General features: G+C 63.6%; 8 protein-coding genes. 5 read left to right on the top strand and 3 right to left on the bottom strand.

Translation table 11 applies throughout. From position 1 onward, the window contains the following. Positions 1 to 40: 40 nt before the first annotated feature. Positions 41 to 865: an FAD binding domain-containing protein gene (locus ACOOGG_RS12475; RefSeq protein ID WP_420435495.1), complete on the bottom strand. Its 825-nt coding sequence runs from the start codon at positions 863 to 865 to the stop codon at positions 41 to 43. Next, positions 862 to 1,323, bottom strand: coding sequence for a (2Fe-2S)-binding protein (locus tag ACOOGG_RS12470; RefSeq protein WP_420435493.1), 462 nt, complete (start codon positions 1,321 to 1,323; stop codon positions 862 to 864). The genes ACOOGG_RS12475 and ACOOGG_RS12470 overlap by 4 nt, the downstream gene beginning before the upstream one ends. A gap of 142 nt (positions 1,324 to 1,465) precedes the next feature. Between ACOOGG_RS12470 and drmD the strand changes: the two genes are divergently transcribed. Beyond that, positions 1,466 to 4,666, top strand: coding sequence for a DISARM system SNF2-like helicase DrmD (drmD, locus tag ACOOGG_RS12465; RefSeq protein ID WP_420435491.1), 3,201 nt, complete (start codon positions 1,466 to 1,468; stop codon positions 4,664 to 4,666). Continuing rightward, the gene (locus ACOOGG_RS12460) at positions 4,666 to 8,781 is read left to right on the top strand and encodes an Eco57I restriction-modification methylase domain-containing protein (protein ID WP_420435489.1); all 4,116 of its coding nucleotides are present in this window, start codon (positions 4,666 to 4,668) and stop codon (positions 8,779 to 8,781) included. The genes drmD and ACOOGG_RS12460 overlap by 1 nt, the downstream gene beginning before the upstream one ends. A gap of 245 nt (positions 8,782 to 9,026) precedes the next feature. Here ACOOGG_RS12460 and ACOOGG_RS12455 read toward each other — a convergent pair whose 3' ends face one another. Continuing rightward, positions 9,027 to 9,260, bottom strand: a complete 234-nt coding sequence (locus ACOOGG_RS12455) for a hypothetical protein (RefSeq protein ID WP_420435487.1) — start codon at positions 9,258 to 9,260, stop codon at positions 9,027 to 9,029. A 44-nt stretch (positions 9,261 to 9,304) separates the two neighbouring features. Here ACOOGG_RS12455 and ACOOGG_RS12450 point away from each other — a divergent pair, with 44 nt between their 5' ends. The 3 genes from ACOOGG_RS12450 to drmB all read left to right on the top strand — a co-directional run bounded on the left by ACOOGG_RS12450 (position 9,305) and on the right by drmB (position 15,212). Beyond that, a complete protein-coding gene (locus ACOOGG_RS12450; RefSeq protein WP_420435485.1) occupies positions 9,305 to 9,592 on the top strand; it encodes a hypothetical protein in 288 nt (95 codons plus the stop codon). 98 nt (positions 9,593 to 9,690) lie between these two features. Beyond that, a complete protein-coding gene (gene drmA, locus ACOOGG_RS12445) occupies positions 9,691 to 13,326 on the top strand; it encodes a DISARM system helicase DrmA (RefSeq protein WP_420435483.1) in 3,636 nt (1,211 codons plus the stop codon). Continuing rightward, on the top strand, positions 13,323 to 15,212 hold the full coding sequence (gene drmB / locus ACOOGG_RS12440) for a DrmB family protein (RefSeq protein ID WP_420435481.1): 1,890 nt from the start codon (positions 13,323 to 13,325) through the stop codon (positions 15,210 to 15,212). Before drmA ends, drmB begins: the two co-directional genes overlap by 4 nt. The last annotated feature ends 50 nt before the right edge of the window (positions 15,213 to 15,262 follow it).

Here is a 15,262-nt window from a genome sequence, read left to right as displayed (position 1 = left end):
CTCGGCGGCCGATGAAGGCTTAGAGCCCAAGCTGGAGGGTTTAGCGTCCAGCGGCTTCGAGCGCCCGGCGGGTGAGCACCCGGGCGAGGTGCTCGCGGTACTCGGGTCCGGCGTTCAGGTCAGATGGCGGGTTGGTGCCCTCGGCAGCCGACTCGGCTGCGTCGGCGGCAGAAGCGCCCCCGGTCAGCGCAGCCTCCACTCCGGCGGCCCGCACGGGGGTGCTGGCCATGTTCACCAGGCCCACGCCGGCGCTGCCGTTGGCCACGATGGCCGACACGCCCACAATGGCCCAGTCTTGGGCTCGGCGGTTGAACTTTTGAAAGCCCCAAGTGGCGTCGGGCATCTTGGGAACCCGGATCTCGGTGAGCAGCTCGTCGTCACCCAGAGCGGTCTCCAAGAAGCCGGTGAAGAAGTCGTCCACCGCGATCTCCCGCTGGCCGCCCGGTCCCCGAACCACCAGGGTGGCCCGCATGGCCAGCATCACCGATGGGAGGTCGGATGCCGGGTCGCCGTGGGCGATGGAGCCGCCGATGGTCCCCCGGTGGCGCACCTGGGGATCGCCGACATGGCTGGTGGCCTCGGCCAAGAGCCCGGCCTGAGACTGCACTAGTTCGCTGGTCTCCACGTCGCGGTGGCGAGTGAGGGCGCCGATAGCCAGGTGGTCGCCAGCGTCGTTGATGTAGCTGAGGTCGTTGAGGCGGCCGATGTCCACCAGCACTCCGGGGGTAGACAACCGCAGCTTCATCAGGGGCAGAAGCGAGTGGCCCCCGGCCAATAGCTTGGCCTCGTCGCCGTGCTCGGCCAGCGCCGCCAACGCCTCCTCGGCCGATCCGGCCCGGATGTAGTCGAATGCCGCAGGAATCATGACGAGGCCTCCGCGCAGTGCAATACAGCTTTGACGATGTTGTGGTACCCGGTGCAGCGGCACAGGTTGCCCTCGAGCCCGATGCGAACCTCCCGCTCGGTGGGATCGGGGTTCTCATCCAGCAGAGAGACGGCGGCCATGACCATGCCCGGCGTGCAGTAGCCGCACTGGAGGGCGTGGCACTGGCGGAACGACTCCTGCATGGGATGCAGCACATCGCCGTCGGCCAGCCCCTCGATGGTCAAGAGGTCCTGTCCGTCGGCCTGCACGGCCAGCATGGTGCAAGACTTCACCGACTCGCCGTTAACATGGATGGTGCACGCCCCGCACGAGGAGGTGTCGCACCCGATGTTGGTGCCGGTGAGGCCAACCACGTCGCGGATGTAGTGAACCAGCAGCGTGCGCGGCTCAACATCGTGCGTATGGCTGGCCCCGTTGATGGTGACCGAAACTTCCACGGCATCTCCCTAGTCGTTTTCCGGGTCCGCGAGAAATCTAGTACACCCACCCCCTCTCAGGTCACGCCGTAGGCCACAACCATCCTTTCAACCATGTCAGCAGTAATGCCCGGATAGGGGAACAACTAGCCTGCGGCGCACTATGGCGGTCGTCGAGCAAAAACGACGGGTGGGCATCCCCGAGCAGGGGAACCTGGTTCGGGTGCGTGACCGGTTCTGGATCGTTGAGTCGGTCGTTCCATCCCGCCCGCTCCCTGGCAGCACCAACGGCTCCGGCTCAGCAACCCATCACGCGGTTCGGCTGGTGCCGGTGGACGACAGGGGCGGCCCCGACCCGCTGACCGTGTTCTGGGAACTCGAACCCGGCACCGAGATCCGACCCCAAGCCTCCCTCCCCGACCCCGCCGATGGCCTTGACGACAGCGAGACCTTCAGCGCGTTCTTGGACGCCGCCCGCTGGGGCGCGGTGGCCGCCGCCGATCCGACCGCGTTCCAGTCACCGTTCCGTGCTGGAATAGACATCAAGGACTACCAACTCCTGCCATTGGTCAAGGCGCTGTCGATGCCTCGGGTAAGCCTGCTCATCGCCGACGACGTGGGCCTGGGCAAGACCATAGAAGCCGGCCTGATCGCCGAAGAGCTGGTGCTTCGGGGCCAAGCCCGCAAGATCATGGTCGTGTGCCCGCCCAGTCTCTGCGGGAAGTGGCAACGGGAAATGCGAGACAAGTTCGGCCTCGCCTTCGAAGTGGTCAACCGGGAGCACCTCAGCAAGCTGCGCCGGGAGCGAGGTGTGGGCGCCAATCCGTTCCGGTCGCATCCCCGTCTCATCGTGTCGCTGGAATGGCTGAAGCTGGAACCGCAGCTCCGGCGATTCGACGAGTTCTTGCCGCCCGACCCCAACACCTACCCCCGAGCCTTCGACCTGCTGATCGTCGACGAAGCCCACCTGATAGCCCCCGCAGCGGGGGGCAACTACGCCCAGCCCTCTCTTCGCACCGCGGCTGTGCGAAAACTGGCCCCGCACTTCGAGCACCGGTTGTTTCTCACCGCCACTCCTCACAACGGCTACCGCAACTCGTTCGAGTCGCTCATGGAGACCCTCGACCCCAACCGCTTCGCCACCGGGGTGCCCGTATCAGACCGGGACCGAGACGCGGTGATGGTTCGTCGGCTGAAGTCGCATTTGCGTCAGCTGCTGCCCGACAATGAGGCCACCTTTCCCATCCGGCGAATCCAGGCCATCGAAGTCGCCTTCGGCGACGCCGAGCGGGAGATGTTCCATCTTTTGGACGAGTACACCGCCGCCCGCCGCTCCAACGCATCCACCCCAGTTGAGCAGGCTGCGGCCCGGTTCATCACGCTCCTGCTGAAAAAGCGCCTGCTGTCATCTCCCGCAGCCTTCAAGCACACGATCGACCGCCACCTCGAAACCCTCGACTGGGCCTCCCAGCAAGCCGCCTCGGTCGAGTCTGTGGAGCAGGCCGCTTCTGTACTGGTTGCCGAGGTCGATGACGACGACACCCTCGATGAGATGGAGCAAGAGGCCTTGGCAGTGGCCGCCACAGCGCTACCGGAGAAGGGGATTCGCGACCAAGAACTGCTGGCCCGCCTGCGAGCCCGGACGCTGCCCTACGACTCCCCTAGGCAGATACTCGACGAATTGAAACAGCACGCCGACCGCAACTGGCGGCGTCCCGACTCCAAAACTCAGACGCTGATCGACTGGATCGCGGCAACCTGCTTCCCCGACGGCGGCTGGAACAACGAGCGGGTCATCGTATTCACCGAGTACAGGGCCACACTCAACTATCTGCATGAGATGTTGACAAGCCCCCATCCCGGCCGACCATCCATGCGCGACCGGGTGGAGGTATTCCACGGCGGAACCGACCCAGAGGAGCGGGATCGGATCATCCGGGAGTTCAACTACGACCCCAACGTCACGAAAGTGCGGGTGCTGCTGGCCACCGACGCCGCCTCCGAGGGGATCGACCTACACGGGGCGTGCCATCGGCTGGTCCACGTCGAAGTCCCTTTCAACCCCAACCGGATGGAGCAGCGCAACGGAAGGGTGGACCGCCACGGCCAGAAATCCCCCCATGTGGACATCCTCCACTTCACTTCGCCCGCCGATGAAGACGACTCCATCGGCTACGACCACGCCTTCTTGCTCCGGGTGGCCCAGAAAGTGGACGAGATACGCGACGACTTGGGAACGGTCTCATCGGTGCTGGCCGAGCGGATTGAGGCCCGGATGCTGCGCTCGGGTGATAACAGCCTCGACTTGGATGCCGTCTTGGCTGCCCGCCGAGACAATGCCTTGGTTGATCTGGCCAAGCTCAAGCGAGACTTCACTGAGCAGCTCGGCCAAGTCCGCCAGCGCTATAGCGACAGCGTGGCCGAGTTGGAACTGTCGCCGGAGAGCGTGGAACGGGCCGTGCGGATCGGACTGGCGATTTCCAACCAGCCCGAGCCCATTCCACAGGTCCTGGATACGCCTGGCGGCCCCACGACTGTGTTCGAGATTCCCGACCTTTCCGGCACATGGCCCGAGACGTTGGTCGGTCTCTACGACGAGGTAGCCGACCAGCGCCTCCTCGTCACCTTCGACGCCGAAATCGCCTCCGGGCGAAGAGACATCGCCTACCTCCACTTGGGGCATCCACTGGTAGCCCGCTGCCTGCGAACATTGCGATCTCAGGTATGGGGAGTAGCCGTGGACCGCTCCATCAACCGAGCCGCCATCCGCTACGCCGACGTGGACGAGGCAGTGGCCGTGGCCCACACCCGTATCGTGGTCAACGGCGCTGACGGTTCGATTTTGGACGAGGTCATCGAACCGGCCGCTGTGCGGGTAAGCGGCCGCCAAGGCCGGCTCAACGTAGGCGAGACCCAAGCGGTGCTGGCCGCGCGCCGCGGCGACACCCCTCCACCGGGTGTATCTGACAAGTACGTCGATCAGTGGCAACGGGTGAGACCAGCACTGGAGCAGGCCCTCGCCGCCCGCGCCGAAGAGGTCCGCGACCAAAGAGAACGGCGCCTAGACGCCAAGCGCGACCGGGAGGCCGCTCGGCTCCAAGGCACGCTGACCGATCTAAAGACCTCAATCCAGAAGCGGCTGGACGAGCTGGAGTCCAGCTCCGACGCCGAGCAGCTCCGCCTATTCGACGCCGAGGAGCGAGAGCAGTTCGAGGCCGACATCGCCGCTCTGCGCCGCCGGATACACCAGATCGACGGCGACATGGCCACCGAGGTCAAGAACCTAGAGGCGCGCTACAAGGTGCGCGACATCCACTGGTTTCCGGTGGCGGTCGAGATCGTCGTCCCGCTCGGAGTGATGTGATGGCTGTTTCCAAGCGCGTCGCCATCACCCACGAAGACTGGCTTAACCTGTGCGACCCCGAACCACCCTGGTTCACCCTCCCGGTGATGAAGCGGGCCTTCCCCGAGGGGCTCCACCCGGTGGCCAGCATCACCAGGGCCGAGCACAAAGTCCGATGGGACCAGACGTACAACGCCTCCGACCGCACGGAATACGTCGACTGGCTACTGCGCAACGGTCTGGGCTGGCTTGCTGACTACCGCGCCGGCGACAACCTTCCACCCGACTTGGCCGCCGGGGTCGCCGAGCAAGGCGTGACGGTTACACCCACCGGGGCCTTTATCCCCCCGACTCCGATGCCTGTCGGCGTATTCGGCGACGTCGAGCCAGATCAAACCAAGCCTGCTCCGCAGATGCTGGTATTCGTGCTGGCCGCGGGCACCGACCCCGCCAGTCGGCCCATAGACGGCTGGTCTGCCAACCACATTCAGCGGGCGGCCAAGTGCTGCCGCCACTTCAAGGTCCCATTGGCCCTGGTTACCGACGGCGACCATCTCACTCTGGTCCACGCCAGCGCCGACCATGCCACCGGCTGGGGAACGTGGCGGGCATCGGCGTTCGCCACCGAGCCGGTGCTGCTGGACTCCTTCTCCACCATGCTGGAGGCTCGCCGTTTCACTGCGGCGGCTGAAGCCGACAGCCCGGCTGCCCTGTTGGCCGAGTCGGTTGGCTCACAAGCGGAGGTAACCGACCAGCTTGGGTTCCAAGTTCGCCGGGCGGTCGAACTTTTGGTGAGCGCCATCTCCCGAGCAGACCGCAGCCGAGACGGCGCCCTGCTGGCCGGTGTGGAGCCCGAGCAGGTGTACGAGGCTGCGGTCACTGTGATCATGCGGTTGGTGATCTTGCTGGTGGCCGAGGAAAACGACCTCTTGCCCACCGATGACGAGCAGTACCGCCAGCTCTACGCCGTCCACACCCTGCACGAGAGTCTGGAACAGGAGCGGAGCGAGAACCCAGAGGCTATGGAGGCCCGGAACTCGGCCTGGCACCGCCTGTTGTCCACCACCCGAGCGGTGTACGCCGGAGTCCGGCACCACAGTCTGTCGGTTCCCGCCTACGGCAGCTCATTGTTTGACCCCGACCGGTTCGGATTCCTAGAGGGCCGAACTTCTGGCCAGAGATGGAACGAGAGCACCGGCACTCCCATCGAGGTCACCGACTCCGATGTGCTGGCAATTCTCAACGCCCTGCTGGTGCTGCGGTTCCGCTCTGCCTCCGGCGTCACCGACACCCGCCGTCTGTCCTACCGCCAAGTGGAGGTAGAGCAGGTAGGCCACGTCTACGAGAAGCTGCTGGATCACAGCGTTCTGGTGGCCGATGGCCCGGTGCTGGGCTGCGTGGGCAAGCGGGGCGACGAACCTGAGATACCCCTGCGCGACTTGGAAGAAGCCCAAATGAATGGCGAGGACGCGCTGCTGGCGTTCCTCACCGACAAGAAAGGAAGCAACGGTCACTACGTGGGAACCCGCGCTCAGGTCAAGAAGAGGCTGGACGACGACCCGCCCGCCTCACGGCTGGCCGAGTTGCGGGCGTCCTGCGGTGGTGACGCCAGCCTGGTGGAGCGAGTAAAACCGTTTGCCAACCTGTTGCGGCTCGACCTGCGGAATCGCCCTGTGGTTTTCCTGCCCGACGCGGTATATGTGACCGAGACGAGAAGCAATCGGGCCTCGGGCACGGCCTACACCACCAGAGAACTGGCCGAAGAAGTGGCCCAGTACGCCCTTCAACCGCTGTGCTACTCGCCCGGCCCCCAAGACTCCGCCGACGCCAACCAGTGGCGGCTGCGCTCCTCCCAAGAGATTCTGAAGCTCAAGGTATGCGACCCCGCGGTGGGTTCTGGAGCCATCTTGGTGGCCGCCTGCCGGTACCTGGCCGAGCGGGTGGTGGAGGCATGGGCGATCGAGGGCAACCCCCGGGCAGCTAGTCAAACCACCGCCGACGACCCCAACCGCCAAGCCGTCGTGGTGGATGCCCGTCGGCTGGCGGCTGAGCGGTGCTGCTACGGCGTGGACCGCAACCCGATGGCCGCAGAGATGGCCAAGCTCTCCATGTGGCTCACCACAATGGCGAAAGACCGCCCGTTCACCTTCTTGGACCACGCCATCAAATCCGGCGACAGCCTCTTGGGAATCTGGGAGTGGGACCAACTCCGCTGCCTCCACATGGACCCCGCTGCCGGGCGCCAGAGGGATCGCGCCTTCAGTTGGATGGTTGGTGAACGCGATGCACTGGAAATGCTGCAAGACCGATTGGACGAAGCCGCCCTGTTGCGGATGGAACTTCAGAGCAAATCCACCGATTCAATCGGAGACCTGGACCGCAAAGCCGACCAAAATGCCCGCAGCGAGCGGTTGCTCCACGGCTTGGGAGCCGCCGCCGACCTGGTTGTCGGAGCGGCTTTGGCCTCTTCGCAAGACCGAAACCCCGCTGGTGCGCTGAATCAGATCATCGAAGCCGACCTTTCAGTACTCCAAGACCTGCTGATTGCCCTCGACACCCCAGACGAGCACACCGCGCTCAAAGCCGCCCAGCGAAGGGCAACGAAGCGGCTTGACGCTGGACGCCCTGAGGATGCTCCGAATCGACGGCCTCTTCACTGGCCCATCGCTTTCCCCGAGGTGTTTGCTGACGAAGGCCGATTCGACGCCATGATCGGCAACCCACCGTTCATCGGCGGCCAACGCCTATCAGGAGCTGCCGGCGGGGACTATCGAGAGCATCTCGTTCGATGGACCGCAGAAGGTGCCACGGGCTCTGCCGACTTGGTCGCCTACTTCTTTCTCCATGCCGACAAGGTGGCTCGATCACTGGGCTACCTGGCTACCAACACCATCGCCCAAGGCGATACCAGCGAAGTGGGTCTCGCCCAATTGATAGACCGAGGCTGGACCATTCACCGGGCGGTGTCGTCAACACCATGGCCAGGTCGGGCCTCGCTTGAGATCGCCAAACTCTGGATGTCGTTGGCGAACTGGCATGGGCAGAAGCATCTGGACGGCCGCTGGGTCGGGGGTGTTGACGAAATGCTCTACCCGGCAAGCCGGTCGAGCTGGCGTAAGCAGCCACTGGCCGCAAATAAAGATCAGTCATTTCAAGGGTCAATCGTGCTCGGCACTGGATTTACCGTAGATCTCAATGAGGTTGCGTCTCTATTGAAGAAGGATGAGGCCAATCGAGAAGTACTGTTTCCATACCTCAACGGTGAAGACCTAAACCAATCGTCTTCTCAGGCTGCTTCCCGCTCTATCATCAATTTTTTTGACTGGCCGATTGAAAAAGCTCGGGAATACCCGCATTGCTTTGAAATAGTGGAGAAATATGTGAAGCCGGAGCGTATAAGTAAACATGGAAGAGACTACGAAACAAGTCGCAACTTCTGGTGGCGATATTTACGGATAAGAAGAGACCTGTATCATGCTATAGGGGGGTTGGATAGGGTTTTAGCAATTGGACGCGTCAGCAAGACGGTGATGCCAGCGTATGTGCCAGCCAGTCAAGTGTTTTCTGATGCCACCGTTGTCTTTGCCTACGACGATTGGTTCCATCTTGGTCTACTCTCCAGTGGATTCCATTTTCGTTGGGCCACTCGATACGCATCATCACTCAGGACCGACACTCGGTACACCCCCACAGACGTATTCGAGACTTTCCCGCAGCCAGATAACTCAGATGCCGTAGCCGACACCGCCGAGGCTCTCGACAACCACCGTCGTCCGCTCATGATCACAGAGCAGCTCGGGCTCACCAGCCTCTACAACCGGGTTCACGACCCTGACGACCGAGACCCGGCCATCGGAGAGATGCGCCGCCTACACCGGAACCTCGACTTCGCTGTGCGGGATGCCTATGGCTGGCATGACATCGAACTCGACCACGGATTCCACGACGTTCGCGGGGCCGGCCTCCGATTCACCTTCGCCCCCGAAGCCGCCGACGAAATACTCGAACGCCTCCTGGAACTAAACCGCGACCGCTACCTAGCCGAAAAAAGAGCCGGCCTCCACAGCAAATCCAAGAAAAAGAAAACCACCCCCCTTGGCGGCCTGTTCCAAGACCTCGACGAAGCATCCACCTGACCGCTGGCCATATCGCTAACTCACATCGATTCAGCAGGACGCAAACCCCGCGCCAAGTCGGTTGCATCCCAGGGCCCGTCGCGATACCTTGACCGCAATTCCCCGGAGCCGCCAATGCCCTCGTGGCATGCGTCCGGGGTGTTGTCGTTTCAGGGTGCCCGGCGGATCGCATCGAGTTCGCAGTCGGGCTGGAGTCTTGGAGCTGCAAACGCTATCGGTCGGCCTGCGACCCCTCCGAACCTCCGTCAACGCTCGTTGGCGAAAGAGCAATGGACTACTACCTTGGCGCGGCTGACATCGTGGCGAGCGCCCGCAAGCACGGTGTCGCCGACGAAGACATGCAGCACGCACTGAAGCACCACTGGGCCGCCCACAGCACTGACGACACTGCGGTTACGATATATATCGGGCCTTCCATGAGTGTTCAGCCCCTCGAAATCGTCGTGGTTCGTAGTGCCGCTGATGCGATTTTCATCCATGCCATGCCAGCCAGGCGAAGATTCTTGCCATGAAGGAGAACCGAATGAATCAAGATCGAGAAGAGTGGCTAGCCGAAAAGCTGGCCGCCTTCGAGAAATGGGCAGATGAGGTCGATCCAGCCGATCTCAAGCCCGCACCGTTGGAATCGATTGGGGTGATTGCAAAATGGATCAACCAGTACGAAGAGGTCAACCAGGCCCTGGCCCGGGCAGTTGCCGATGCCCGCTCACGAGGGCTCTCCTGGTCGCAGATCGGTGAAATTCTGGGAGTCTCCGGGCAGGAAGCTCGCCAAAAGTACAGCACCAGAGTCCCGGCGCAGTCCCCCTCGTAGAGCCAGGGGAATCAGCCAAGCACAAGCCGGGATCATAAGCTGTCACCCCGCGGCTGTAGCCTGACAGCCAACTTCTATGGCTATGGGAAAGTACCCCGGTGAACGCCCCTGACCTGCCCGATTGGGCTCAGCGGCCAGCAACGACTCGCAAAGAGCTGGTGCGCAGGATCAGCGCCGACCTGCGTGGCCCGCAGGACGGCGCGCACGAGGTCATCCGCGGCTTCCAGAGGGAAGACGGCACTTGGGCGCCGCCTGGACGGGTAAACGACCGCTACCTCGTGGGCAAGCTAGCCCCCGAGGGTACCGTGGCCCGCGATCCCGAGCGCACTGATGACCCAGGCACCGGCGATGAGGATCCGGCCCGAGGCAGCCACGACGGCAGAGTGGCCCAGCGGGTTCTGGCCCAGTCCTCCATCGGGCTCACCGCGGTCGTGTCCGCCGACGCGAACGAGCTATTGGCCCGATGTCGGTGGGGGCAGTACACAAGAGAAGAAGAACTCCACGACGACGACACAACCGCCCGAGTGTGGCAGCGGCGGCCAATAGACCTCACGGTGTCGATCCCCATGCAAGAAGGCAACATCGACCCGATCCCCGTGAACGAGGACGGGGTGGTGCTGCGGGGCCGGATCGCACCTGTTGCCTACCGACAACTGCTGCTGGTGACAGTGTTCTTGTGCAATGAGCAGGAACCCGTCCGCAACAACAAGGATGAGCGTTGGCTGTTTCAGGTCAGCCTCGACCTCACCGCTCCCGATGACTCGGCGGTGTTCTGCGGGCGGGAGGCCCTGCACGTCGCATCGGCGGTACCGGAGGCTGAACGGGAGGAGACCGCCCAGCTTGATATGGCCTATCGCCATGAAGTGGAGCTGGCCGTTGGCCACGGGGTGGGCGTCGGCTGGCACCGCGAGCCAGGAACCAATCGAGGCACCCGTGTAGGAACGGCAACGCTGCCGCGCTACGAAGTAGGCCGCACAGAAGCCCCCGCCGCTCACAGCACACCTCAGCTCTCCGGACTCATCACCGACATGAAGACACTGGCAGAACTTGATGTCGGCGATCTGGCCGACCGACTCATTCCGCTGGCCGATGGCTATCGGGCTTGGCTGGAAGCCGAGACCAGCCAAGCTGAGAACTTGGATGGCCACCATGATGCCGCCGCAGCAGCAATCGCTGAGGCCACAAGGGTGGCCGATGCCATCCGGGACGGGATCACGCTGCTGCGAGACAATCCCGACGCATTGGACGCATTCCGATTCGCCAATCAGGCGATGTCGCGTCAGCGAGTACACAGCGTGGCCGTCGGCGCGCGGCGCAACGACCCCGACTTGTCGTTGCAGGAAGCACTGGCCCGCGAGGACATTCCGGCAAACCGGTCGTGGCGACCCTTCCAGCTTGCTTTCGTTTTGTTGTGCCTGCCTTCGCTCACCGACCCCGACCATCCCGAACGCAACGGCGACACCGCGATGGCCGATCTGCTGTTCTTTCCCACCGGGGGCGGCAAGACCGAGGCCTACCTGGGACTGGTGGCCTACACCCTGGCCATCCGACGGCTCCAGGGGATTGTGGGCGATGGGGAAGACGCAGTAGACGGACGCGACGGCGTGGCCGTGATCATGCGCTACACGCTGCGGCTGCTCACCGCCCAGCAGTTCCAACGAGCGGCCACGCTTATATGCGCGGCTGAATTGCTGCGTCAACACCGAGCAGTGTCCGACAGCCGATACGAGGGTGTGCCGTTCCGCTTGGGCATGTGGGTAGGCGGCGGGGTCACGCCCAACCAGGACGGGGAAGCCAAGGAATGGGTAGAGGCTCAGCGCAGCAAGAGCAAGGGCTTTAGCGGCGCCAGCACCCCGCTCCAGCTCACCGAGTGTCCGTGGTGCGGCTACGCGCTCAGCGGTGGCCAAGATTGCCGCTACGACGAGCCACACCAGCGCTTTCTGGTGTTCTGCGGTGATCTGGAGTGCTCGTTCACCGCCAAGCAAGCACCGGGCGAGGGCATTCCGGTGGTGACTGTGGATACCCAGGTGTACCGGCTGCTGCCCGCATTCGTGATCGCAACCATCGACAAGTTCGCGCAGCTTCCCTGGAACGGGGCCCTGGCCACCCTGTTCGGCCGCGTGGACCAGCGATGCGAGCGACACGGCTATCGCAATCCCGACCTCGACCAACGCCACCGGAATCACTGGCAAGAGGGCAACAAGCATGTGGCCCGCGGGGAATTGCCCGCGGCGTCGACTGTCGACGTTTCACCTCGCTTGCGACCCCCGGACTTGATCCTCCAAGACGAATTGCACCTGGTGACCGGACCGCTAGGCACGATGGCCGGGCTGTATGAGGCTGCCATCGACCGTTTGGCTACTTGGAACTACGAAGGCCGGAAGGTCCGGCCCAAGGTGGTGGCATCTACCGCGACCGTCCGGAGGGCCGGCCAGCAAGCCTGGGCGCTGTTCTGGCGGAAGCTGCGGGTATTCCCACCTCCCGTGCTCGATGTCCGGCGGTCATTCTTCGCCGAGCAGGTCGACCCTACCGATGAGGCACCGGGACGGCTTTATCTGGGCGTAAGCGCCCATGGGGAGCGGCTCAAGCAGGTGGAGTTGCGGGTCTTCGCCTCGCTCATGGCCTCAGCCCAGGCCATGTACGAAGAACTGGGCGATGAGGGTGAACGGGTGGATCCGTGGATGACTACCGTCGGCTACTTCAACGCCGTTCGAGAACTGGCAGGAATGCGCCGAATGGCCGAAGACGAGTTGCGGTCGAAGCTGCGGCGAACCCGATTCACCCCCGGTCTAGCTGATCGCACCCGGGTTATCTTGGAGGAGCTGACCTCTCGGGTTTCGTCGGAGGACATAAAGCAAATCCTCCGCCGACTCTTCAACACGTTTGATCCCAGGCGGGAGGACGAAGAGTATCCTCAGCGCCCACTCGACCTTTTGCTCGCCACAAACATGGTGTCGGTGGGGGTGGATGTGCCCCGGCTGGGCTCGATGGTGGTCGTGGGCCAGCCCAAGGCCACTGCCGAGTACATCCAGGCCACCTCTCGCGTTGGCCGCAGCGACGATGGACCTGGACTAGTCATAACCTTGTACAACTGGGCCCGACCGAGAGACCTATCTCACTACGAAACCTTTTCCCACTTTCACGCCACCTTCTATCGCCATGTGGAGCCGCTGTCTGTGACCCCGTTCTCCGAGCGAGCCTTGGACAAAGGCCTTACCGGCGTGCTGGTGGCGTCTATCCGCCAAAACGACACGATATGGAACCCCAACGACACCGCTCGCTTGCTCGAACAGGACGACCCCCGCATCTCCACCCACGTCGCCGACATATCCGAGCGAGCCGAAGCGGTGGCCAACAGCCCAAGCGCTGGTGAGTTGGTGCGGGTGATGGCCAGCCAGCGCCTGGATGAGTGGGAACGGGAAAAAACGCGTCGACCGTACCTTGCCTATCAGGCACGCCTGCGCGACGAAGTGTCGCTCCTGAAGGGGCCAGAGTCCGGCGGCTGGACCATTTGGACCTGCCCCAATTCATTGCGCGACACCGAGTCCCAGATCAATCTGCAAATCGAGACTGAAGACCCCACCTACGAGTCGGTAAGCCAGCCGGAGATCATCCTTGGCCAACCCGAGCCCACTGACCTTCAAGTCCGCAGCCCAGTGGCCGAGGATGATGAAGTAGATGAGTCTGTTGCCGCGGCGCAGCCCCTTGACGAATCCGCCAACGCTTCCCCATGAGCCAGACCCGCTCACCGTCAGGACGTGCGCCGGAGCCCACGCGGATCGGCAGCCTACGCCCCTCCCAGATGATCCACACCTTCGGCCCCGGTGCTGTGGTGGACCTTCCCTCCATGTCCGTTGTAGTTGGTGGAATCGACGGCTGGAACATTCACGACACCGCCCTCATCGCCGAAGCCCGGTTGCTGGACAGCGTCAGATCGTTGCCGGGGTGTGCCCGAGTGAGCGAGTTGCGGGGCCCGCCGTGGATGGAGGAGTCGCCGAATCCCTATCAGCAGTGGGCATGGGTCGGGGTACCTGTTTTCCCGTTCCCCCGCTGGATGCGATGCACGGGGTGCAGCCGACTAGCCCCAGTGGACTTTCGACTCTTCTCGCTGGAAGTGAACCGCTACCGGCCCGACCGCTCGTACTGGTACCACGACATGTGCCACGGCCGCCGCCCCCATGTCGTGCCCACCCGGTTCATGGTGGCCTGCACCAACGGGCATCTCGACGACTTCCCCTGGGTGGAGTACGTCCATCAAGGCAGGTCGTGTCCTAACGGTGCCCCAGTGTTGGAATTGCGGGAGGCCGGACAGGCCAACCGGGCTGCCGATGTTCGGGTGATCTGCAAGACCTGCGACGCCCAGCGGATGGCCCACGAGGCCTTCGGAGACCAAGCGTGGCGAAACCTTCCCCGCTGCCGGGGTCGCCACCCCCACCTCCACCAGTTTGAGGACGGCTGCCGGGAGCCGCCCCGGGCGCTATTGCTGGGCGCGTCCAACTCATGGTTCTCGATTTCGCGCTCCGCACTCACCATCCCGACCGATTCCAGTCAAACCGGCGAGATAGACCGGAAAGTAGAGGAGCGCTGGGACGATCTACTCGACATAGAAGAGCGGGTAGTGCTCGACTACGTGATCAACCGCCTTCGAGCGGGCCGGGGCGAGGAGCAGCGCCGCTGGCTGCTGGACTACGACCCCGACGATATCTGGGAGACCATTGAGCGCCGCCGCCTTCGTATGCCCGGAACCGAGGACAACGAGGACGAAACCGAGGAGGCAGACTTGCGGGGGCCGGAATGGCGGGCCTTCGCCGCCCTGGAGCCATTGCAGACAGACGATTTCAAGGTTCGACACCTTTCGGTGCCCGATGGGTTTAAGAGCACCTTGAACACGCCCATGGCGGTAGACCGGCTGCGGGAAGTGATCGCCCTGTGCGGATTCACCCGGATCGACGGGCCAGATGATGCTGGCGTTGCGAGACGTATCGCACCACTGTGGAACGAGTCTCCGACATGGCTTCCGGCTGCGGAAACCCGGGGGGAAGGGCTGCTGATCCGATTGTCTGAGCCGCAAGTTCAAGCCTGGGAAACCAGTCTTGAGAAGGATCGCCGCTACCAGCAGATTGTGGAAGCTCACCGGGGCTGGCGGGCACGTCGGGGGCTGGAACCCCAGCTAGCCGAGCCCCGGGCCCGCTTCCTGCTGCTGCACTCGCTGGCCCACATGCTGATCCACCAGGTTGCGCTGGACTGCGGCTACTCCACCGCATCGCTCCGCGAACGGCTCTACAGCTGCACACCCGACGAGGGCGACCCCATGGCTGGCGTGCTGCTATACACCGCCTCGCCCGACAGCGAGGGCACATTGGGCGGGCTGGTGGCGCTAGCCGAACCCGACCGCCTGGCCGCCACCTTGCGCGACGCCCTAAACCGAGGCGGGCTGTGCTCCACCGATCCCATGTGTGCCGACCATCTTGCTGACGAAGCCCAGGACACCCTCCACCACGCCGCGTGTCACGCCTGCATGTTCGTCCCCGAGACATCCTGCGAATACGGCAACCGCTACCTCGACCGCGCCACCGTCGTCCCTACCCTCAGCACTCCAAACCTGGCGTACTTCGCTTAGAAAGACTGGCGTATTGGGAGGTCCTGGCCACGAACTGGGAATCAACCCAC

The sequence above is a fragment of the Candidatus Poriferisocius sp. genome (genome assembly GCF_965214065.1).
GTDB lineage: Bacteria > Actinomycetota > Acidimicrobiia > Acidimicrobiales > Bin134 > Poriferisocius.
This window is presented reverse-complemented; position numbering and strand designations above follow the sequence as displayed.